The organism is Paraburkholderia sp. MM5384-R2 (assembly GCF_014201025.1).
Classification (GTDB): domain Bacteria; phylum Pseudomonadota; class Gammaproteobacteria; order Burkholderiales; family Burkholderiaceae; genus Paraburkholderia; species Paraburkholderia tuberum.
The window spans coordinates 77083-98273 of record NZ_JACHDI010000011.1 but is presented as its reverse complement, the minus strand read 5'-3'; the positions used below and the strand labels follow the sequence as shown (position 1 = coordinate 98273).

The 21191-nt window shown below is 62.5% G+C and carries 19 protein-coding genes; 2 read left to right on the top strand and 17 right to left on the bottom strand.

The genetic code is table 11. The features are described from left to right. Position 1: 1 nt before the first annotated feature. The 13 genes from HDG37_RS18950 to HDG37_RS18890 form a co-directional block, all read right to left on the bottom strand. Positions 2–1144, bottom strand: a complete 1143-nt coding sequence (locus HDG37_RS18950) for an acyl-CoA dehydrogenase family protein (RefSeq protein WP_184050269.1) — start codon at positions 1142–1144, stop codon at positions 2–4. Positions 1145–1146: 2 nt separating this feature from the next. Further along, the gene (locus HDG37_RS18945; protein WP_184050267.1) at positions 1147–2349 is read right to left on the bottom strand and encodes an acyl-CoA dehydrogenase family protein; all 1203 of its coding nucleotides are present in this window, start codon (positions 2347–2349) and stop codon (positions 1147–1149) included. Positions 2350–2426: 77 nt separating this feature from the next. Continuing rightward, positions 2427–3206 (bottom strand): enoyl-CoA hydratase/isomerase family protein, encoded by a 780-nt coding sequence (locus HDG37_RS18940; protein WP_184050265.1) that lies wholly within the window; start codon positions 3204–3206, stop codon positions 2427–2429. Positions 3207–3254: 48 nt separating this feature from the next. After that, entirely contained in the window at positions 3255–4148 is an 894-nt protein-coding gene (locus HDG37_RS18935) for a crotonase/enoyl-CoA hydratase family protein (RefSeq protein WP_184050263.1), read from the bottom strand. Positions 4149–4180: 32 nt separating this feature from the next. Beyond that, positions 4181–5713: a class I adenylate-forming enzyme family protein gene (locus HDG37_RS18930; protein ID WP_184050261.1), complete on the bottom strand. Its 1533-nt coding sequence runs from the start codon at positions 5711–5713 to the stop codon at positions 4181–4183. 33 nt (positions 5714–5746) lie between these two features. Further along, a complete protein-coding gene (locus HDG37_RS18925) occupies positions 5747–6562 on the bottom strand; it encodes a 2-oxo acid dehydrogenase subunit E2 (RefSeq protein WP_184050259.1) in 816 nt (271 codons plus the stop codon). 51 nt (positions 6563–6613) lie between these two features. Next, positions 6614–6844, bottom strand: coding sequence for a biotin/lipoyl-containing protein (locus HDG37_RS18920; RefSeq protein ID WP_018425497.1), 231 nt, complete (start codon positions 6842–6844; stop codon positions 6614–6616). A gap of 43 nt (positions 6845–6887) precedes the next feature. Continuing rightward, entirely contained in the window at positions 6888–7880 is a 993-nt protein-coding gene (locus HDG37_RS18915; RefSeq protein WP_184050257.1) for an alpha-ketoacid dehydrogenase subunit beta, read from the bottom strand. Further along, a complete protein-coding gene (locus tag HDG37_RS18910; protein ID WP_184050255.1) occupies positions 7877–8863 on the bottom strand; it encodes a thiamine pyrophosphate-dependent dehydrogenase E1 component subunit alpha in 987 nt (328 codons plus the stop codon). Before HDG37_RS18910 ends, HDG37_RS18915 begins: the two co-directional genes overlap by 4 nt. Before the next feature lie 16 nt (positions 8864–8879). After that, complete coding sequence (locus tag HDG37_RS18905; protein WP_184050253.1) at positions 8880–10589, bottom strand: FAD-binding protein; 1710 nt, start codon at positions 10587–10589, stop codon at positions 8880–8882. Beyond that, positions 10589–11947, bottom strand: coding sequence for an SRPBCC family protein (locus HDG37_RS18900; protein ID WP_184050251.1), 1359 nt, complete (start codon positions 11945–11947; stop codon positions 10589–10591). The genes HDG37_RS18905 and HDG37_RS18900 overlap by 1 nt, the downstream gene beginning before the upstream one ends. Before the next feature lie 140 nt (positions 11948–12087). Then, positions 12088–13020 (bottom strand): electron transfer flavoprotein subunit alpha/FixB family protein, encoded by a 933-nt coding sequence (locus tag HDG37_RS18895; protein WP_184050249.1) that lies wholly within the window; start codon positions 13018–13020, stop codon positions 12088–12090. A 2-nt stretch (positions 13021–13022) separates the two neighbouring features. Beyond that, positions 13023–13772, bottom strand: a complete 750-nt coding sequence (locus HDG37_RS18890) for an electron transfer flavoprotein subunit beta/FixA family protein (RefSeq protein ID WP_184050247.1) — start codon at positions 13770–13772, stop codon at positions 13023–13025. Positions 13773–13909: 137 nt separating this feature from the next. Here HDG37_RS18890 and HDG37_RS18885 point away from each other — a divergent pair, with 137 nt between their 5' ends. Together HDG37_RS18885 and HDG37_RS18880 are read left to right on the top strand one after the other, a co-directional pair. After that, positions 13910–14920: an NAD(P)-dependent alcohol dehydrogenase gene (locus HDG37_RS18885; RefSeq protein WP_184050245.1), complete on the top strand. Its 1011-nt coding sequence runs from the start codon at positions 13910–13912 to the stop codon at positions 14918–14920. A gap of 31 nt (positions 14921–14951) precedes the next feature. After that, complete coding sequence (locus HDG37_RS18880; RefSeq protein WP_184050243.1) at positions 14952–15734, top strand: glucose 1-dehydrogenase; 783 nt, start codon at positions 14952–14954, stop codon at positions 15732–15734. A 128-nt stretch (positions 15735–15862) separates the two neighbouring features. Here the strand turns inward: HDG37_RS18880 and HDG37_RS18875 are convergent, their stop codons facing one another. Genes HDG37_RS18875 through HDG37_RS18860 form a run of 4 tightly spaced genes read right to left on the bottom strand, consistent with a single transcriptional unit; the run spans position 15863 to position 21184 of the window. Beyond that, positions 15863–18346 carry an RND family transporter gene (locus tag HDG37_RS18875; RefSeq protein WP_184050241.1) on the bottom strand — a complete coding sequence of 828 codons (2484 nt, stop codon included), beginning with the start codon at positions 18344–18346 and terminating at the stop codon, positions 15863–15865. Positions 18347–18358: 12 nt separating this feature from the next. After that, positions 18359–19423, bottom strand: a complete 1065-nt coding sequence (locus tag HDG37_RS18870) for a YCF48-related protein (protein ID WP_184050238.1) — start codon at positions 19421–19423, stop codon at positions 18359–18361. Positions 19424–19476: 53 nt separating this feature from the next. Continuing rightward, entirely contained in the window at positions 19477–19785 is a 309-nt protein-coding gene (locus HDG37_RS18865; protein ID WP_260334925.1) for a DUF1329 domain-containing protein, read from the bottom strand. A gap of 49 nt (positions 19786–19834) precedes the next feature. Further along, the gene (locus HDG37_RS18860; RefSeq protein ID WP_311541505.1) at positions 19835–21184 is read right to left on the bottom strand and encodes a DUF1329 domain-containing protein; all 1350 of its coding nucleotides are present in this window, start codon (positions 21182–21184) and stop codon (positions 19835–19837) included. Positions 21185–21191 lie beyond the last annotated feature (7 nt).

The following is a 21191-nucleotide window of genomic DNA, read 5'->3' as shown; positions in this document are numbered from 1 at the left end:
CTCAGGCCGTTATCGGTGTCCGGCCGCCTGCTGCAACGCGGTCGAGATGAAAGTCGATATCGCCGAACATCTTCTCCATCATCGTCATCTTGCGGAAGTAGTGCCCTACCGGATATTCCTCGGTGAGCCCCATGCCACCGTGCAACTGGATGCCCTGCGCGCAAACGAAGCGATTGGCGCGCGCGGCAACGGCTTTGGCCGCCGAGATGACGCGGCTGCGTTCGGCCGCCGGGCCGTTCAGGTGCGCGATCCCGCAGTACAGCATCGAGCGCGCTTCCTGCGTGGCAACGAACATCTCAGCCATGCGATGCTGCAACGCCTGGAACTTGCCGATCGGCTGGCCGAACTGCGAGCGTCCCTTGATGTACTCCGAGGTGATCGCCATCACGGCTTCCATCATGCCAAGGCTCTCGGCCACGCTCGCGAGACTGGCGAGTTCCGTTGCCTGCGTGAGCACCTGCAGCGAGTGTTCAGGTCCGACGATCAATGCATCTTCACTGAGCTCGACGTTGTGCAGATCGATATCCGCGGCACGCGATCCATCGAGCAAGCGGTACGACCGGCACGTTACGCCCGCGGCCCGGCGATCGACAAGAAAAACGCCCACGCCTTGCGACGCGCCTTCGACTCGCGCGGTCACGAGCAGCTGGTCCGCCGACGCGCCGGTGATCACCAGCGTCTTCGCGCCGCTGATCAGGTAACCCGAGGCGCTCTTGAGCGCGTGCGTTTGCGCGTGGCATCCCAGCTTGTACCGGCTTCCCGCTTCGCTGTCCGCGAGCGACAGCAGCAGCGTGCCGTCGATGACGGCGGGCAGCAGCGTCTCACGCCGGCGCCGCGCATCGCCTCGTTCGATGATCGTGGCGCAAAGCAGCGCTGTCTGCACGACCGGCTCGAGCGCCATACCGCGGCCGAGCGCCTCCATCACGATCGCCGTTTCGACGAACGAGCACCCGAGACCGCCGACGTCTTCCGGCATCGTCAGCCCGAGCCAGCCAAGTTCGGCATAGGCGCGCCAATGTTCGCGGCTGAAACCCTCTTGCCCCGCCGCGATGCGCGTGCGCGCCTCGAATCCATACTCCTGCTGAACGTAGCGCTCTGCGCCGTCCTTCAGCATCGATTGTTCTTCGGAGAAGTTGAAGTCCATGGCTACAGTCCAAAAGCCAGCTTGGCAATGATGTTCTTCTGCACTTCGCGCGCGCCGCCATAGATCGTGGAGGCGCGAGCGATCAGATAGCCCGACGTGCGGCCGCCCATGTAATCCGGCCAATTTTCGTCGACCGCCAGATCACCCTGCGGCTCGCCGTGGTCGTCGAAACGCATCGCGCGGGGACCGAGTGCGTCCATTTGCAGCTGCGTCACGCGCTGTTGCATCTCCGACCCGCTGATCTTCAGCGCAGAGACGACCGCATCGAGATTGCGCTCGCTCTTCTCTTCCGCAAGGATGCGGAGCACCGACCATTCGAGCGCCATCAGGTCCGCTTCGACCTCCGCGACCTTGCGCGCGAACCCGGGTGTATCGATGAGCCGCACGCCGTCCTCCCGCTCCTGCTCCGCGATATCTTTCGCGCGCTGCAGCTCGCGTTTGTTGAAGTACAGGAACGCGCTCGCCGTGCGCTCCTTCTCGAGGAGGTACTTCGCATAGGTCCATCCCATGCCGGCCTCGCCCACGAGATGCGACTTCGGCACACGCACGTTTTCGAGGAACACTTCATTCAGGCCCTTGCCGCCCTCGATCGAAACGATCGGACGCACCGTGATGCCCGGTGTGTCCATTTTGACCAGCAGGAAGGAAATGCCTCGTTGCGGCTTGACGCTCGTATCGGTCTTGACGAGGAAGAAGCCCCAATCGGCAATCGTTGCGTCGCTGGTCCAGATCTTCTGGCCGTTGATCACGTACTCGTCACCGTCGAGCACGGCCGTGGTCTTCAGTCCAGCCAGATCCGAGCCCGCGTTCGGCTCCGAAAAGCCCTGGCACCAGAACTCGTCGCCACGCAGAATAGGCCCGAGAAAACGCTCCCTCTGCCAGTCCGAGCCGAACGCGATGATGACGGGCGCCACCATCTGCGTCGACTGCCACCCATAGTCCATGGCATCGGCGTTGTACAGCTCTTCCATGAAGATATGCTTGCGAAGCGCGCTCCAGCCGGTGCCGCCATGTTCGACGGGCCAATGGGGCGCACCCCAGCCGCGCTCGTACAGAATGCGCTGCCATCTGCGGATGTCATCGCGCGCAGGCGGATGCACGCCGACACGCCAGCGGCGTGAAATGTCGGCCGGCGCATGCTCACTGAAAAACGTTCTGACTTCCCGACGAAATGATTCGTCTTCCTCGCTATAGCCAAAATGCATACCTGACTCCTGAATCTCTTGCGCCCTCGTTGTCTGCTCTGTCGCGCCACTGCGCCGCGCTTGTGCGGGTGCTCCGCCTAGCGGCCTCTGAAAGCCGGGGCGCGTTTTTCTCTCGCGGCGAGCCGGCCCTCCGCGGCGTCCTCGGAGTTCACCGCGAGCGCCACCGCGTTCAGTTCCTGCGCAAGAAACTCTTCCATGCCACCGGGGTTCAACCTGAACAACTGCTTGGTCAGCCCGAGCGAGAAAGTCGGGCCAGCCGCCAGCTCGCCAGCCAGCTTTTCGGCGGCCGGGTCAAGCTCGCCGTCCTCGACGAGATGGCTGGCAAGACCCATATCGAGTGCTTCCTTGCCACTCAGCCGGCGATTCAGATACATGATTTCCTTGGCGCGAAACTCGCCGCAATGACGCGCAAGCAGATACACCATGCCGCCTTCAGGTAAGGTGGCGCGCATCAGGAAGGCGGGAATGAACTGCGCCGTATCGGAAACGATGAGCTGGTCCGCGCACAGCGCAAAGCTCCAGGCAATTCCCACGGCAACCCCGCGTACCGCCGCGACCACTGGCTTGTTCAGGTTGTACAACCGAAGCGCGATCTTCTGATACACCGCCATCGATGCGCGCGCGTGCGCCACGCTCATCTGCGGTGGCGCGGCGCCGCTGCCCTTGATGTCGGCACCGGCGCAAAATGCGCGGCCTGCGCCAGTGAGAATCACCGCGCGAATCTCCGGATCCTTTTCGATGCGATCGAGGTGGCCGAGAATCAGATCAAGCATTTCCGGCGTCAGCGCGTTGAGCTTCTCGGGGCGGTTCAGACACAGCGTCGCAACCGCGCCGTTCAAAGTGAGTTCAACATCCATGATGGTCGGATCTTCGTCTGAGTTTGGTTCGTCCGTTCGACGGTCTGGTCAACTGCCGCGAGCATGCAGGCGGATCATCCCGTCGCCGAACGGCTCGTCGCGGCGCTTGAGCGCTTCCTTCAGGCCAACCGCTTCCATGTCCGCCTTGAACTGCGCGCGGCGCGGCCCCAGGCTCTGGTGAGCCCGTGAGTCGTTTTCCACCGCGAGCCGCTGAAGCGTGCGCGAACCGGCCAGCTCCAGCCCGATGTTGACAATGCGCTTGTTGGCCGCAAGCAGATCGGCATCGACAAACGACAGACGGCGTGCCAACTCGCCCACCTCCGCTTCGAGCTGCTCTACCGGCACCGCATCCATGACGAGCCCGATCTTCGCGGCGTCGCGGCCCGTCAGCGAGTCGCCAGACAGCAGCAGGCGCTTCGCCCACTGCGGGCCGACGTGATAGAACCACATATGCGCAGGCGGCGAGCCGTTCGCGCGCGTGGCGGGAAAGCCGATCCTTGCGTTGTCGGCGGCGATCACCATGTCGCACGCCAGCGCGAGATCCGTGCCGCCCGCAAGACAGTTGCCATGCACCTGCGCGATGATCGGCTTGTGGATATCGGCCATCAGATTGACCGTCTCCGACTGCCGCTCCATCGACCAGCAGTCGTCGTCGAAGCTGCGAATCGTTCCACGATAGTCACCCGGATCAGCGGCGTCCGCGGCCCGATCCGAATACGTCGTCACCAGATCGTAGCCCGCGCAGAAGTCGCGGCCAGCTCCCGACAGTACGATCACGTTCACCGATTTGAGGTCGTCGGCTTCGAGCAACGCCGCCTTGAGTTCCTGCAGAAGCGGATTGTTGATGGCGTTGCGCTTGTCCGGACGACTCAGCGTGATGCGCGCAACGCGTTGCGCCACTTCAAACTTCACGCACTCCGATGTTTTCAGCCATTTGGCCATGGTCGATTCCCTCCAATTGAGGCGATTGCCGTTCACCGGGCAAACTGCGCGCGCAGACTGACCTTGCTGATCTTGCCCGTCGGCAGCCTCGGCAATTCGTCGACGAATGCAATGGCTTTCGGACATTTGTAGCTCGCGATCAAGCCGCGACAGAACTCGATCAATTCGGCTTCGCCCGCTTGCTCGCCACGGCGCAACACGACGATCGCCTTGACGCACTCTCCCCACTTCTCGTGCGGCACGCCGATCACGGCCACGTCGATGACTGCCGGATGCTGGAGCAGCGCATCTTCGACTTCACGGCTGTAGATGTTCTCGCCGCCGGAAATGATCATGTCCTTCTTGCGGTCGACGAGGAAAATGTAGCCGTCCTCGTCCTGGTAGCCCATGTCGCCCGAGCGATACCAGCCATCGCGCAGTGCTTCCACCGTCGCCACGCTGTTGTTCCAGTAGCCACTCAACTGCGTCTGCGAGCGCAGCCAGACCTCGCCGGTCTGGCCTTGCGGCAGATCGTTGCCTTGATCGTCGACGATGCGCAGGTCGATGCCGGGGCACGGGCGCCCGACCGATGCGAGACGCCGTACCTGTTCAGGGGACCCTTTGGGCTTGACCTCGTGCGCAGGCAACCAGCAGGCGTTGCTCTCGGTCATGCCGTACTGGACCGAAAACACCGGGCCGAGCACCTGAATGCCGCGCGACAGCAACGGTGCCGGCACCGGGGCTGCCGCCGTGACGATGTTTTCGATGCTGGACACGTCATAGCTCGACAGTTCGGGCACATCGAGGACCGCCTGAAGCATCGCGGCAACCATGAACGTGAAGGTGATGCGTTCTTCGGCGATCGTCTCGAGCATTTGCTTCGGCTCGAAGACGCGATGCACGACCGTCGTGCCGCCCATCCAGGCCACCGAATTAACGAAGCCAATCCCGCCGACATGGAACGCCGGGGTCGTCTGTAGCACGCGGGTATTGCCCGAAAACTCCGTCACCAGCGCGCAGCTTTCCGCGGTGACGCACATGGCATGGTGCGTGCGCACGACGCCCTTGGGACGCCCCGTGGTGCCGCTCGTGTACATCAGGTACGCGTAGTCTTCCGGTTTCGAACGGATCGGCGGCCCTTCCACTGGGCCGGCTTCCATCACCGCCTCGAACGAAACGGCCCATTCCGGCGCGTCGCCAATGCAGATGTACTGCTCGATTTCGGGCAGTTGCGAACGCAGTCCGTTCACGACATCGGCATACTGAGCCTCGAATACGAGCGCCTTAGGGGCCGCGTCCTTAAGAATATAAAGAATCTCCGCGGGGGCCAGCCTGAAATTGACGGTTGCCAGAATGAAGCCGGCCCATTCGCATGCACGGTAGCTCTCGTAGTACTCCGCGCAATTCATCGCGAGGATCGCAACCCGGTCCTGACGCCGCAGGCCGCGCTCATATAGCGCTCCCGAAAAGCGGCGTGCGCGCTCCGCCAACTGACTGTGCGTCAGACGCCGGTCGGCGTACACGAGCGCCGTGTGGTCGGCATGCAAGCGAGCGTTTCGCTCGATCATCTCGCCAAGGGTTCTCATCTCAATCCTGTCGTTGTTTTGTCAGATCGACTGTTAGCCAGCGAGCGTCTGCGGATCGGCCAACACGGTTCCAATGAATGCGGCGAACCGCGCCGCGTCGGCTCCGTTGATCACGCGATGGTCATAGCTGAGCGACAGGGGCAGCATCTTGCGCCAGCTGACGCCGCCGTCGTCCGCCGGCGCGGCTACCAGCCGGGTTTTAGTCACGCCGAGAATCGCCACCTCCGGCGCATTGACGATAGGCGTAAAACCAGTACCGCCAAAGCCGCCGAGCGAACTGATCGAAAAGCAACCGCCCGACATCTCTGCCATCGATAAACCCTTTTCGCGTGCCTTCTGCGAAATTGCTGCAAGTTCCACCGAGAGTTCTTCGACGCTCTTCCGGTCGCAATCGCGCAGCACCGGCACCAGCAATCCGAAGCGCGTGTCCACGGCGACCCCGATGTGGAAGTACTTCTTCAGAACGATGTTTTTGCCGTCACCGTCGAGCGACGCGTTGAATTGCGGGAACTCCTGCAAAGCCCGCACCACGGCTTTGATAAGGAAGACGAGCGGCGTCAGCTTAACCACCGTGCCCGCCTCGTTACGGGCCTTGCGATAACTTTCGAGCGACGTAATATCAGCGTCGTCGTGGTGGGTCACATGTGGGATCGTCAGCCAGTTGCGCGACAGGAAGGCTCCTGTGAGCTTCTGGATGCGCGACACCGGCTTGACTTCCACCTCGCCGAATTCGGCGAAATCGACCTGCGGCCAAGGCGGCAGATTCGCGCCGAAAGCGGGGACCGCAGCCCCGCCGGGGCCGGTATTCACATCGGACTGCGGTCGCGTAGCAACGGATTCGACACTCATCGCGGATGCCTCTTCGAACGACTGTTGGACAACGTGACGGCCTACGGCCAATCAGACGATTTCCGCCAGCACCGTGCCGACGGGATACACTTCGCCAACCTGGGCAACGATGCGCAGCGTGCCCGACGCGGGCGACTCGACCTCCTGAATCGATTTGTCGCTTTCGAGCGCGTAGAGAATCTGCCCTTCGCTCACGGTTGCGCCGTCGTCCGCCAGCCATTCGGCTAGCGTGCCTTCGTTCATGGAAAAGCCCAGTTTGGGAAGCAGAACTTGTGTGGTCATGGCCTTGCTCAATTGATGATGGAATTCCGGGTGTTCGTGCTGGTCATTTCAGCGTCGCGCGAACCGCCGATTCGATTTCGGCCACGCCCGGTACGAACGCGTCTTCGAGCGGCTTCGAGAACGGCACGGGGCAGAATTGCGCGCCTACGCGCTGCACGGGCGCCTTGAGCTCGCGGAAGAGGGCTTCGTAGATACGGGATGCGACTTCCGCACCCACGCCGAACGGTTTGACGGCTTCGTGCACGACAACGGCGCGCCCGGTTTTTGCAACCGAAGTCAGGATAGTTTCGGTATCCAACGGAGAGACAGTGCGCAAATCGATCACCTCGCAGGCGACACCATCTTTCGCCAGCGCTTCGGCAGCAGCCATGGCTTCCTGCACGCGGCGGCTGTAGCTGATCACCGTCACGTCGGTACCCGCGCGAATCACGTTGGCTTTGCCAAGCGGAATCGCCACGCCGCGCTCCGGCGCAGTGCCCGGATTCCAGTAGGTCGGCATGTTCTCGATGAAAAGGCAAGGGTCGTCATCACGGATGCAGGACAGCATCAGGCCATACGCATCGGCAGGATTCGACGGTGTGACGACCTTGATGCCGGCAACGTGCGCAAACCAGGCCTCGAGGTAGTCGGCATGCTGGCCACCCGTGCCGAAGCCCGCGCCCGTCATGGTGCGGATGACGATCGGCACATGGGTCTGTCCGCCCGACATGAACCGCAGCTTCGCGGCGTGATTCACGATCATGTCCATCGCGACGGTCGTGAAGTTCATCAGCATGATTTCCGCCACAGGACGCATCCCGACCATCGAAGCGCCGATTGCCGCACCGGTGATGGCCTGCTCCGAAATCGGCGTCGAACGCACCCGCGACGTGCCGTATTTCGACGACAGTCCCTTCGTTACGCCGACAATGCCGCCCTCCTGGCCGTCGGCAACGTCTTCACCCAGCACGATTACGTTGGCGTCGGCGGCCATCGCGTCGTCGAGCGCGAAGTTGACCGCCTGGATGGTGTTGATGTTGGTTGGCTGCTGGCTCATGCAAGCACCTCGTCCTTGAAGATGTCGCGCCGAAGCTCCGCGACATCGGGATATTCGCTCGACAGCGTGAATTCGACCGCAGCGTCGATCTGCGCCTCGTGTTCGGCTTCCATCGCAACCAGTTGCTCCTCGGTCGCATGCTTCGCATCGATGAGCCACTGACGGAACAGCGGCACCGGATCCTTCGCGAGCCAGGCGGCCTTTTCGTGCGTGTCCATATAGGCATCCGGGTCGCCGAACACGTGCCCCTGAAAGCGGAACGTGTTCGCTTCGATCAGCGTCGGGCCGCCGCCGTTGCGCGCGCGTTCGACCGCTTCGTGCGCCGCCTTGTGCATCTGAATCGGATCGTTGCCGTTCACCGTGATGCCCGGCATCTGGTACGCGACGGCGCGCTGGGCGATGTTCGGCACGGACGTGCCGTACGCGTATTTGGTGTGCTCGGCATAGCCGTTGTTCTGGCAGACGAAAATCACCGGCAACTTCCACACGGACGCCATGTTCAGCGACTCGTGGAAGGCGCCAATGTTTGATGCGCCGTCACCGAAATAGGCCACGGCCACGCGCGATTCACCACGAATCTGCGCGGCGAGCGCAAGCCCATTTGCGATCGGCATCGAACTGCCGACAATGCCGGTCGTCACCATGACGCCCGACGCGGGATGCGTGACGTGCATCGGGCCGCCCTTGCCTTTGCACGTCCCCGTCACTCGCCCTCCGAGCTCGGCCCAGAGTTCCTTGAGCGGCACACCTTTGGCGATCATGTCGTGGACGCCGCGGTAGATCGTGCAGATGTAGTCGTCGTCGGTGAGACACACCGACATCGCCGACGGAATCACTTCCTGGCCGCGCGGCGAGTAGTACGGCATCACCAGCTTGCCGGCCTTGATAACGGCACGAAAGCGCTCATCGTTCTGCTTGATGAGAGCCATGCGCCTGTAGATGTCGACCAGGACTTCGCTGCTGGGCGGCTGATAGGCATTCATTCGTCACTCTCCTGTGTCACCAGATCTTTTGCGCGCCGCTCGCATGCAGCGCCGCGATGTAACCGAACACGAACGATGCGCCGATGCTGCTGCCGGCGCCCGGATAACACCGGCCAACCACGGATGCCGTGCAGTTGCCGGTGGCGTACAGCCCAGGGATTTGCGAGCCATCGTCCTTCAGCACGCGCCCGTATTCGTCGGTCACGAGACCGCCTGCCGTGCCCACATCCCCTGGATACATGCGCACGGCGTAGAACGGCCCCTCCTCGATCGGCCCGAGATTGGGGTTCGGTTTGATGGTCGGGTCCCCGTGACAGCGATCGAATGCGCGCGAGCCGCGACCGTAATCTTCGTCGACGCCCGTTTCGCAGAAGCCGTTGAAGCGCTTGACGGTCCCGAGCAGTCCAGCACGGTCGATGCTGCATTTCGCGGCCAGTTCTTCGAGCGTGTCAGCCTTGATCATGTATCCACTGTCGAGCCACTTCTGCGGAATCTGGCCCGGCATCGCCGTGCCCCACGGGTAGTACTTACGCTGCCGGCTGTCCATCACGACCCATGCGGGAACGGCCTTACCCGTCTGCTTGTGGCGCTGGTACATGCGTTGACCGATTTCCATGTACGCCCCCGCTTCGTCGCAAAAGCGCTCGCCATCCTGGTCGACCATGATCGAAAACGGCAGCGACAGGTCGAGGTGATGCATGAACGGCAGCGACGAACCATCCGGCGCGCGTGCACCTTCGGGCAATTCCTCGTTGGGACCGAGCGACGTCACGACCCACCACGCTTCCTCCATGCAGTCCACTGCGCCGCCGAGCGCAATCGCGGCTTGCAGGATTTCACCGGTATCGCCCGGATTCGCATTGGTCCAGTCCGCGGACGACGGCTGCGGCTGGTACCTGCGGCGCATTTCCGCGTTGTGTGAAAAGCCGCCGGTATTCAGCAGGACGCCTTCGCGAGCGCGCACGCGCAACTCGCGGCCGCTGCGTACCGCGACGATGCCGGTCACGCGTCCGTCCTCGACGATGAACTCGCGCACCGGCGTGTCCGTCCAGATCGGCACGTTCGCGCGCAGCGCCATCTGCAGCATGCGCCCTTGAATCGCTGCGCCGTTGGCCACGAGCTCCTTGCCGGTGATCTTCTGATAGAGCATCCGGCCACCCAGTTGCATCGCCTTGCGCTTGCCGCCCCACGTCCGCTTCATCAGAAACAGTTGCGGATACTCGTCCGAGTTGGCCGGCATCGACGGGCCCTTGTAGCGCGACAGACGCGGCGCCCATTCGCCCAGTTCCTTCACGTCGAACAACCTGGCCAGCAGCGACCGGCCACGCGGCTCGCCGCCGGGCAGCGTGTCGTAGTAATCGGACCAGCCGTCCGCGTACACGAACTGCATCCCCTGCTGCTCGAGAAACTCGGCCATCTTCGGGCCGGTGCGCAAGTAAGCCTCGCGTCGCGCGTCAGAAGTCCCCGGCCCTTGATAAGTAACCGCCGCATCGAAGTACTGGCGCGCGCGTTCATAGGAATCGCTGACGCCATGACGCTTCATCACATGATTGTTCGGAAGCCACCAGACCCCGCCCGAATATCCAGTCGAGCCGCCGACCTTCGCCTGCTTCTCGATGATCAGTGCTTCTTTGCCGACCGACTTGCAGGCAAGCGCCGCACACATCGAACCCCCGCCGCTGCCGACCACCACGAAGTCGTAGGTTGCGTCCCAGTTTGTCGACATCACTCATCCCGCGCGATGAATTCGCGCAGCGCGCGATGGAAGTTCGAAACCGACGATTCCTGCAGCGGATTGGTGCGCAAACCCTTGAAGCCGCGCGACTTCATGCCCTGCTGAACGTTGGTCATGTTCTGGAAGTCCTGCCACAGGATCAGGCCGAAGTTCTCCTGCGCGTTCTCCTTCCAGTCGTCCACGCCGTAATAGAACTCGCGCCTCAACGGCGGCTCCGCCCCAGGCGCGAAGCGCTGCAGCGACCAGATGTCGTAGATGCACGAATCCGGGTTGTCGCCATCCGGCCGCGCGCGATAGAACAACGCGCCGTCCGGGTACGGCAGGAACACCAGATTCGGAAAGACGTGCCAGTCCGCTCCCGCGCGACCCAGTTGCTCGAAAGAGATCTCGGGCCAGCCCGCACCCTCGGCGATGGCCGCCTCGCGCTGAAATTCCATCGCCTTCCCAAGGACTTCGAACTGGTTACCCGACGGCGACATTTCGGTCATCAGGCGCTTCGCGGCTTCGTAATCGCGCGCGGTATTGATCGCCTTCAGAGTCTCTTCCATTACCCGGAAAAAGCTCACGAGCCCCTGGCGTACGTCTTCCGGCATCGGCTTGCCGGTTCGCGGCGAGGGCGCACCGATCATCCGCGTCGCCGTCGAATAACCAAACATCCCATGGCGGCCATAGGAGAAACTGCGCGTCACGTCATCGCCGGCGACGTCGAGCAGTTGCGGATGGGTTGCCGCTACGTGATAACCCTCGTTGAACGCTTCGAGTGCAACCTTCCAGTTGCACGGTAGACGAATCGACTTGTACCAGCGGTAGCGCATCTTTTCGAACTCGAAGCAGTTCGTGATCTCCGGCACCGGGTCGAGAAATTTCGCGAGCGGCTCTGCATCCGGATCCATATTGATGAACACGAACCCGCCCCACGTATCGACCAGCAGGTCCGTGAGACGAAGGTCGCCGTCAGCCATGTCCGGGCAACCTTCCCAATCTTGCCTGTCGAGCACACGCGCAAGACTGCCATCCAGATTCCACTGCCAGCCGTGATAGGCGCAGTGAAATTTCGCGGCCTTGCCACAGCCATTAGTCAGGCGCCGGCCACGGTGCTGGCAGACGTTGAAGAAGGCCTTGATCTGATCTCCCGCGGTTCGTACCACGATGATCGATTCGCCGGCCACGTCGAAGGTCACGAAGTCGCCCACGTTGGGAATCTCTTCCAGACGGCAGGCGACCTGCCAGACTCGCGGCCAGAGGCGCTCGTTCTCGCGCTCGAGAAACTGCTTCGACAGGTAACTGTCCTTCGGGACAAAATCGAGGCGGACAGTGTGCTCACCCGAATCGGGACTGGTGTTACCCATTGTTATCTCCTTCGTCATATGACCGGCGTAGGCACCGGTTCCGGCTTTTTGTGTAGCGGCCGCGCGGTCGACAGCCATATTGCAACTAGCGGTTCAATTATCTTGAACAGCGTTCTGTTCGGTGTCAATCCGGGCGAACGTCAATCGAGCGCCGCGGTCAGTGCCGGCACGGCCTCGAAGAGGTCGGCGCTCAGACCGTAGTCGGCCACCTGAAAGATCGGCGCCTCGCTGTCCTTGTTGATCGCGACGATGACTTTCGAGTCCTTCATACCGGCGAGGTGCTGAATCGCTCCTGAGATACCCACCGCGATATACAACTGAGGCGCGACGATCTTGCCGGTCTGGCCGACCTGAAAGTCGTTCGGCACGTAGCCGGCGTCGACCGCGGCGCGCGACGCGCCGACCGCGGCGCCAAGCTTGTCCGCGAGCGCGTCGAGCAGTTTAAAGTTGTCGCCGTTCTGCATGCCTCGGCCGCCCGACACCACGATGTTGGCTGCCGCAAGCTCCGGCCGGCTCGATTTCGTCAGTTCCTGGCCGACGAAACGGGCCTTGTCGAAAGCCGCTGCCGATGCGACGGCGCGCGACGGCGCCGCGGCCGAACCGGTAGCGGCCGCATCGAAAGCGGTCGGACGAATCGTGACGACCTTGATTGCGTCGGACGATTGGACCGTGGCGAGTGCATTGCCGGCGTAGATCGGACGCACGAACACATCGGGGGCCTTGAAAGCGATCACGTCGGAAATCTGCGCGCTGTCGAGCAGCGCGGCGACCCGCGGCATGAAGTTCTTGCCCACGGCCGTGGAGGCCGCGATCACGTGCGTATAACCGCTAGCCAGCGAAACGACGAGTGCGGCCAGATTTTCCGGCAGCCCATGCGCGTATTCGGGTGCATCCGCGACGAGCACTTCGGCGACGCCGGCAACGTTCGCGGCCTGCTCTACCACCGCCGACGCGCCGTGGCCTGCGACCAGTACATGAATGTCGCCGCCCGCAGCGCCCGCCGCCGTGATGGCGTTGAGCGTGGCGCGCTTGAGGCTTGCGTTGTCGTGTTCGGCGATAACGAGAATAGTCATGATCAGATCACCTTCGCTTCGTTACGAAGCTTTTCAATCAGCGCTGCAACATCGGGAACCATCACGCCGCCCTTACGCGCCGGCGGCTCGGTCACTTCGAGAACCTTCAGACGAGGTGCAACGTCGACCCCCAGCGCGTCGGGGCTCAGCGTCTCCAGCGGCTTCTTCTTCGCTTTCATGATGTTGGGCAGCGTCACATAGCGCGGACTGTTCAGACGCAAGTCCGTCGTGACCACCGCCGGCAGATCGAGCGCGACACGTTCGAGTCCGCCATCGATCTCACGCGTGACGAGTAGTTGTTGACCGTCCACTTCCGTCTTGAACGCGAACGTGGCTTGCGGCCAACCGAGCAACGCGGCGAGCTTCTGGCCGGTTTGTCCCGCGTCGTTGTCGATGGCCTGCTTGCCGAGCAGCACCAGTTGCGGAGTTTCCCGCGCGGCCACGGCGGCCAGCAGTTTGGCGACCGCGAGCGGCTGCAGATCCGCATCGCTTTCCACCAGCACCGCGCGATCAGCCCCCATCGCGAGCGCCGTACGTAGCACCTCCTGCGATTGCGCGGTTCCCGCCGACACCACGACGACTTCACTCGCTACACCCGCTTCCTTGAGGCGCACCGCCTCCTCCACCGCGATCTCATCGAACGGGTTCATGGCCATTTTCACGTTGGCCAGATCGACGCCCGAACCATCGGATTTCACCCGAGGTTTCACGTTGTAGTCGATCACGCGCTTCACCGCGACCAGTATTTTCAATTTGACGCTCCAAACGCTTTGTTGAACAATGTTCTATATTCTGAACTCATCTTTTTGTAGCTGTCAACGAGAAGAATGAGGAGAACGTCGCTTGTCGCTCAATTCGACGCCCTCGTTCGACACCATGGAGACGACCAATGAAGCTCTATCGATGTGAACGGTTTGAAGGTATTGCGGGTCTGGCATTGCGCGAGGAACCCGATCCGGCGCCGCCCGGCGCTCATCAGGCCCTGGTACAGGTCAATGCGAGTTCGTTGAATTTCCGCGAGTTGCTGCTGATCAACGGTGCGTATCGCGACTGGATGGCGCCTAACTTCATTCCGGCCTCGGACGGCGCGGGCGTCGTGCTTGCCGTCGGCCCAGGCGTGCGGCGCTTCCGACCCGGCGACCGGGTGATGGCCAATTTCGCGCAGAACTGGCACGGCGGCACGCGCCCGCAACACGCGGATACGCTGGGCCGCGGCGCTATCGTCGAAGGCATGCTGCGCGACAAGGCGGTGCTGAGCGAGGAAGAGCTGGTTAGCGTTCCGGATCATCTTTCCGACGAGGAGGCCGCAACGCTGCCTTGCGCCGCGCTCACCGCATGGAACGCGCTGTGCCAGCATGCGCCGCTGCTGCCTGGCCAAACCGTGCTCATACAGGGCTCTGGCGGGGTATCGCTGTTCGCTCTGCAGCTCGCCCGTCTGTTCGGCGCGCGCGTGATCGCGACTTCGTCGAGCGAAGCGAAGCTCAAACGGTTTGCCGAACTCGGCGCCGACGCCACGATCAACTACCGCGACACGCCGAATTGGGATGACGCCGTGCTGCGCCTGACCGATGGCTTTGGGGTCGATCTGGTCGTCGAGGTGGGCGGCGCCCAAACCTTCGGCAAGTCCATTGCCGCCACTCGCGACAGCGGGCGCATCAGCGTGGTCGGACTGCTGACCGGCGCCCCTTCTCCCGGCGAAGGATTCTTCACGCGCGGACTGTCGATCGCGCCGATCCGCGTCGGCTCCCGTCAGGATTTCGAAGCGATGAACCGCGCGATCGGACTGCACAAGCTCAAGCCCGTCATCGACTCGGTTTATGACTTTGCGCGCGTACCGGATGCGCTGCGGCACCTCGAAAGCCAGCAGCATGTCGGCAAGATCGTCATTCGCCACCGGTAACCAGCCTTCGCATGATCCACGGAGTCAGACTATGAAACTCTTTTCACTGGAAGGACAGATTGCGCTCGTCACCGGCGCGTCGCGCGGCCTCGGCTTCGCCATGGCTAACGAGCTGGCGGCAGCGGGTGCGACGGTGATACTGTGCGCGCGTTCGCGCGCGAGCCTCGAAACCGCCGCGGAATCGATTCGTCAAGCGGGCGGCGACGTCGATATCGAACCGTTCGACCTCACCGATCAGGGCGCAATCAGAAACGGCGTTCGCAACGTCCTTGCACGCCACGGACGCATCGACGTCCTGCTCAACAATGCCGGCATTTGCGAGTGGAGTGATTTTCTGCAGTCGAACCTCGACATGTGGCAAAGAACGATGGATATCAACGTCACGGCCGCCTACGTGCTCGCGCAGGAAGTTGCGCGCCAGATGATCGAACGCGGACACGGACGCATCGTCAACGTCGGGTCTTATGTGTCGGTGCTCGGTCGCGAGAAGCTGCAGGCATACGTGGCCAGCAAGCACGCGATCGCAGGACTGACGAAATCGCTCGGCGCGGAACTGGGCCGACACGGCATTCGTTGCAACGGCATCTGCCCCGGCTACTTCCTCACCGAAATGGCCGAGCCTGTCACGTCCAACCCGCGGATGAAGGAAATCGTGCGTTCGCATATCTCGGTGGGACGCTGGGGGAACCCCGAGGAACTCGGCGGCGTCGCGGTTTTTCTCGCCTCCGAAGCGAGCTCCTACATGAATGGGCAAATGCTGATGGTCGACGGCGGGGTCTCGGAGATCCTGAGCTTCTCGATGTCCGTGGTGTAGCGCAACGAGCGGTTCGCCCCAACACGCCGCGTGACCTGCAGGCAACCCGGCCCGCGATCTCCACACATAGCGAGCCAATTCTTTTGTCCTGCCAGGGTGTCGCTTGAAGAGCGGCACCCGTTACGCGGTCACGACCGCAGCGTTGCCTCACCGCTACAGGCCTCGACCTTCGTGGAACCGGCGGCGCCGCCCTTCGCCACAGCTTTACGCGAAATGCCTTGCAGCAGGAAATGCGACAGCGCCGGAATGAGCATCAGCGCGCCGATCATGTTCCACAGGAACATGAACGTGAGCAGGATGCCCATATCGGCCTGGAACTTGATCGGCGAGAACGCCCACGTTATGACGCCGGCAGCCAACGTCACACCGACCAGCGCCACGACCTTCCCGGTGAACTGCACCGCGTGCCGATAGGCTACACGCAGCGGCTGCCCAGCGCGCTGATACGCGAGCTGCACACTCAGCAGATAGAGCGCATAGTCGACGCCGATGCCCACGCCCAGCGCGATCACCGGCAGCGTTGCCACCTTCACGCCGATGCCGAGCTTGACCATCAGCGCCTCGCACAGCACCGACGTGATCCCGAGCGGCACGACCGCCACCACGACCGCGCGCCAGCTGCGGAACGTGATGAAGCACAGCAGGATCACCGCTGCATACACCATCAACAGCATCGTGCGGTTCGCCTTGGCGACAACGACGTTCGTCACCGCGTCGATGCCCGCCGACCCGGCGACCATCAGGAACTGATGATCGGCGTCGCTATGGGTTTTCGCGAATGCCTCTGCAGCCGCCATCACGCGCGACAGCGTCGCGGCTTTGTGATCGGTCAGATAGGCGATGACCGGTGCGGTGCCGCAGGTCTGGCTCAGCAGATCAGGATGATCGAGCAGGATCTGCCACACCGTCTTGTTCACGATCGAAGGCACGCGGTCGATCGTGTACCACTTCGGGTAGCCCTCGTAGAACCCGGACGTCATCCAGCGCGCGAGACCGCCGACCGAGGTGGTGGTCTGCACCCCCGGCACGCCCCGCAGTGCGGTTTCGAGCCGGTCCGCCTCGAGCACCAGCGGGAAGTTGTTGGCATCGCAGGTGCCGTGCGACGACTTGCCGATCACGACGAACAGGTCGCTCGACAGACCGTAGTGCGCGTTGGTGTACGCGTTGTCGAGGTTATAACGCGACTCCGGCCTGAGTTCCGGCGCGCCCGAATCGAGGTCGCCGATCTGCAGGTGCTGACTGATCGACCAGCCGAACACCGTGAGCGCCGCCGCACAAACGATCGCACCGACAGCCCAGCGGCGCTCGGTGAAGCGGTCGAGCAGATTCCACAACGCGCCCGCCGACGAGGTGCCGCGCGCGTCGTTCTGCTCGCCACGCACGCTGCGTCGTGCAGCCGACGGACTCACACCAATGTATGACAGTAGTACCGGCAGCAGCAGCAGGTTGGTGAAGACCAGCACGCCGACGCCAACGCTCGCGGTAAATGCCAGATCCTTGATTACCGGAATGTCGATCACCATCAGCACGGCAAAGCCAACCACGTCCGCGAGCAACGCCGTTAGACCGGCGAGGAAAAGCCGCCGGAACGTGTAGCGCGCCGCCACGTAGCGATGCGTGCCACGCCCGATGTCCTGCGTGATCCCGTTCATCTTCTGCGCGCCATGCGAGACGCCGATCGCGAAAACGAGAAACGGTACGAGCACCGAGTACGGGTCTAGCACATAGCCGAGCGTGCGAATGATGCCGAGCTGCCAGACCACCGCAATCAGCGAACACCCCACCACCAGCAGCGTGCTGCGATAGCAGCGCGTATAGAGAAAGATCACGACGAGGGCGATCCCCGCGGCCACGCCGAAGTACATCGCTACCAGTTTGAGTCCGTCGATCAGGTCGCCGATCAGTTTCGCGAAGCCCACCACGTGAACCCGGACCTCGCCGCGGCCCTCCGCTTTGATGACCTCGTCGATCCGGTGCGAGAGCTTCGCGTAGTCGAGCGGCTTGCCGGTATCGGCGTAATGATCGAGCAGCGGCAGCTGGATCATGCTCGAATGCAGATCGTTCGACACGAGGCTGCCCGCGATGTTGGCGCGGGCAACGTTGGTGCGCAGCTGTTCGACTGCCTGCGCGGACCCGTCGAAGCCGTCCGGCATCACCGGCCCCCCTGCGAAGCCGCGCTCCGTGACCACGTTCCAGCGCACGATCGGCATCCAGAGCGACTTCACGCCAGGCCGGTCGACACCCGGAATCAGGAACAACGCGTCGTTGATACGCCGCAGCGCCGCGAGATATTTCGGATCGTAGATGTCACCCGACGGATTCTCGACGACGATCCGCAGCGAATTGCCGAGCCCTTTCAGATCCGCCTTGTTGGCGAGGTAGTTTTTGATGTACGGATGCGACAGCGGAATCATCTTCTCGAAGCTCGCATTCACATCGAGCCGCAGCGCCTGAAATCCCAGCACCGCCGTGATGATCGCGCAGATGATGATGAGCCACGGACGCCGGTTGAAGATCAACCGCTCGAGCGCGTTACCCGAGCGCGTATCGAAGCTGGCAAGATCCGCCACCACGGGCATCTTGTCGAATTGGGCATTGTTGCCGCCAGCCATGTCTGCTCCCCCTTAGTGCAACTTCGACAATGCGATCCGCGACAGGCCGGCCGCACCGGCCAGCACCGCGGTGTCGCCGCGCAGCGCCATGGCGAAGATGCCGCCTGGCTGGCTCGCGCCGAGTGTATGAAACGTTGCCCCCTGGTCGGCGCTCTCGAGCAGTTCGCCCGCCTGGGTCGCGAGAATAAGGTGACCGTTCGGCAGTTCAGCCGAAGCGAGAATGCTCGCGCCGGTCGGCAGCGTGATCTTGTCCCACGTCGCGCCGCCGTCGGTGGAGCGATACGCGTTGCCGAGCAGACCGTAGACGATCAGCGCGTTGTGCGTGGAAGCGAGACCGAAGAAGCTACCCTTCGACGGCGTAGGCACCGCGACGAAACGCTGCTTGTCGGGATCGAGCTTGAGCAGCAGCCCCTGTTCGCCCGCGATATAAAGCGTGCCGTTGATACGGCGCATCGCATGCAGGTTCAACGCGTTGGGATTGTCGACGCGGTCGAACCAGGGCACCCAGCTCTTGCCGCCGTCGTCGGTATGAAAAATGATGTTGAACGAACCGATGACCCAGCCGGAACGCTCGTCATCGAACCAGACGTCGAGAAACGGACGGCCTCCCTGGTCTGCTTCAAAGCGCTGGGCCTCTTCGCGCGATGCCTTGAGATCAGGTGAATCGCCGTGTTGCTTCGCGTAGTACTCGCTCATCAGCCTGGCCGCCTGCTGGCCGTCGAGCTGTCGCGTCCAGCTATTGCCACCGTCGGTGGTATGGAGCACCTCGCCGTCGTGTCCGACCGCCCAGCCCTGCGCGGCCGACTTGAACGTAACGGCCACCAGATCGGAACTCACCGGCACCTGTACCTGGCGCCAGTGCACGGCGGCGTCGTCCGATACGAGAATTGCTCCGCGCGGACCTACCGCGACCAGGCGCTGTCCGGCCTGCGCCAGCGCCATCAGCGGTTCATGCGCGGCCTGCGGGTTGATGACGGCGGGCGAGCGCATCGGGTCGGCGAATTCGGCGTAGACCGACCCGCTCGCGGCGCATGCCGCGGCGACGATTGCCAGCCAACGAAACAGGGTCTTGCGCATTGTGTCTCCTTCACAGTAACTGGCGATCGATCACGCGAACAGTCCTGAGCTTTTTATGAAAACTTCTTTGTGCGCCATGCCATAGCCGGCACGGCGCACGTGCTGCGTCCTTCCTTGTGCCTGGGCCTGCAGTACAGCGAACTCTTGAATTGCGCAGCGAGGATCGGCGTGCCGCTCGAATCGACCAGCCATGTCTTCACATTATTGCGCTGCGCCGTACCCACGTAGCGCAGTTCCCAATCCCTCAACGCTTCCTGACCGTCCTTCGGCACCGGGAACGGCTTGCCGCCGAATGCGCCGGAAACGAACAGGCCATTCTTTTCGAGCTTCGCGTTCTGCTGGTGATGCGTCCCGCCAGGCAAGCCGGGCAGGACGCATCACTCAATACCTCATCCTCAACTCGGCGCGCAATTAGCGCACACCCGCGGATTGCATACGCTCCGGCGTGAAGTAGTCATTTGGGAAATTCACGTTGAAGAAAATCCCGGGCGAGTCCGCCGGATGGCTGCCGAAGATATAAATGCCGCTGTTGAAGTCGTAGAACCAGTTACCGAGCGAATACGGCACCTTGTAGTCGTACGCGGGAACCGTGGTCTCAAAGCCGGCGCGATAGAGCTTGCCGGACTGGTCGTAGGCATCCATCATTCCCCCGCCGCCATCCTCGTCGAAGTACAGCGTCTTCCTGCTGTAGATGTGACGCGCGCCCGGCTTGAGCGTCAGATCCACGACCCATACGCGGTGCAGTTCCCACCGGACATAATCGGGATTCACGAAATGCGGCGTGGTGATCTTGCTGGCCGGCGTGTCGTACTGCTGCTTGTAGTCGTTGTACGGAATGTACATTTCCTTTTTGCCGACCAGCTTCGCGTTCCAGCGATCGATCTTGCCGTACAACAACTGGACGTCGTCCATCGTGATCGCGCCGGAATAGCCGGGGTTCGGCGTGTCGTAGGCGAGATCGGGCGCCACGCGTACGCGGCGTTGGCCCGGGTTGTATTCCCACGATTGCTGATCGTGATCGGCCGAATCCGTGAAGTACCAGAAGAGCGTCGTGTCGCCAATCAGGCGGGCCGGTGACGCGTAGTCGTTATATACCTGATACCAGATCGCGAGCGGGCCCTTCTTGCGAAACTCCGCTTCGTCCTTCGGCTCGAAATACGGATAGAGCAGCGAACTCTTGAACTGCGCAGCAAGAATCGGCGTGCCGCTCGAATCGACGAGCCACGTCTTCACGTTGTTTTTCTGGGCCGTTCCGACGTAGCGTAATTCCCAGTCCCACAGCGCCTCCTGACCGTTTTTCGGCACCGGGAACGGCTTGCCGCCGAACGCCCCATCGATATAAAGGCCGTTTTTTTCGAGCTTGGCACTTCCCGCGTTCTTTTCCGAGTTCTGGAGATACCAGTCCGGATACGAAACCGAGCGGTGCGTCGGGTAAACGTCCATCCGGTAAGTCGGATAGCGCTTGAACAGCTCGATCGAGGCGGCGCTCAGTTTGTCGGCGTATTGCTGATAGTTCTGAGCCGTGATTTGCAGAACCGGCTTTTCACCAGGAAACGGGTCGGCCCATTTTCCGGAGTCGGCCTTGAACCCGGTCGGAAAATCCTTGATGCCCCCCGTGTATGCCGGAATCGTGCCGTCCTTGTTGCCGGCAATTTCCGCGCCGAACGGCGTGATCCCACTCTCGATCGCCAGCGTATACGGTGAGGCCCAAACCGCGGCGAGTATCGCCAGCGCCTTAAGAAGCTTTGGGAATCTTTTCACACGTGCC

Coding starts and splice junctions, on each gene's coding strand:
- HDG37_RS18950 (WP_184050269.1), bottom strand. CDS start 1,144: ATGGACTTCAACTTCTCCGAAGAACAATCGATGCTGAAGGACGGCGCA.
- HDG37_RS18945 (WP_184050267.1), bottom strand. CDS start 2,349: ATGCATTTTGGCTATAGCGAGGAAGACGAATCATTTCGTCGGGAAGTC.
- HDG37_RS18940 (WP_184050265.1), bottom strand. CDS start 3,206: ATGGATGTTGAACTCACTTTGAACGGCGCGGTTGCGACGCTGTGTCTG.
- HDG37_RS18935 (WP_184050263.1), bottom strand. CDS start 4,148: ATGGCCAAATGGCTGAAAACATCGGAGTGCGTGAAGTTTGAAGTGGCG.
- HDG37_RS18930 (WP_184050261.1), bottom strand. CDS start 5,713: ATGAGAACCCTTGGCGAGATGATCGAGCGAAACGCTCGCTTGCATGCC.
- HDG37_RS18925 (WP_184050259.1), bottom strand. CDS start 6,562: ATGAGTGTCGAATCCGTTGCTACGCGACCGCAGTCCGATGTGAATACC.
- HDG37_RS18920 (WP_018425497.1), bottom strand. CDS start 6,844: ATGACCACACAAGTTCTGCTTCCCAAACTGGGCTTTTCCATGAACGAA.
- HDG37_RS18915 (WP_184050257.1), bottom strand. CDS start 7,880: ATGAGCCAGCAGCCAACCAACATCAACACCATCCAGGCGGTCAACTTC.
- HDG37_RS18910 (WP_184050255.1), bottom strand. CDS start 8,863: ATGAATGCCTATCAGCCGCCCAGCAGCGAAGTCCTGGTCGACATCTAC.
- HDG37_RS18905 (WP_184050253.1), bottom strand. CDS start 10,589: ATGTCGACAAACTGGGACGCAACCTACGACTTCGTGGTGGTCGGCAGC.
- HDG37_RS18900 (WP_184050251.1), bottom strand. CDS start 11,947: ATGGGTAACACCAGTCCCGATTCGGGTGAGCACACTGTCCGCCTCGAT.
- HDG37_RS18895 (WP_184050249.1), bottom strand. CDS start 13,020: ATGACTATTCTCGTTATCGCCGAACACGACAACGCAAGCCTCAAGCGC.
- HDG37_RS18885 (WP_184050245.1), top strand. CDS start 13,910: ATGAAGCTCTATCGATGTGAACGGTTTGAAGGTATTGCGGGTCTGGCA.
- HDG37_RS18880 (WP_184050243.1), top strand. CDS start 14,952: ATGAAACTCTTTTCACTGGAAGGACAGATTGCGCTCGTCACCGGCGCG.
- HDG37_RS18875 (WP_184050241.1), bottom strand. CDS start 18,346: ATGGCTGGCGGCAACAATGCCCAATTCGACAAGATGCCCGTGGTGGCG.
- HDG37_RS18870 (WP_184050238.1), bottom strand. CDS start 19,423: ATGCGCAAGACCCTGTTTCGTTGGCTGGCAATCGTCGCCGCGGCATGC.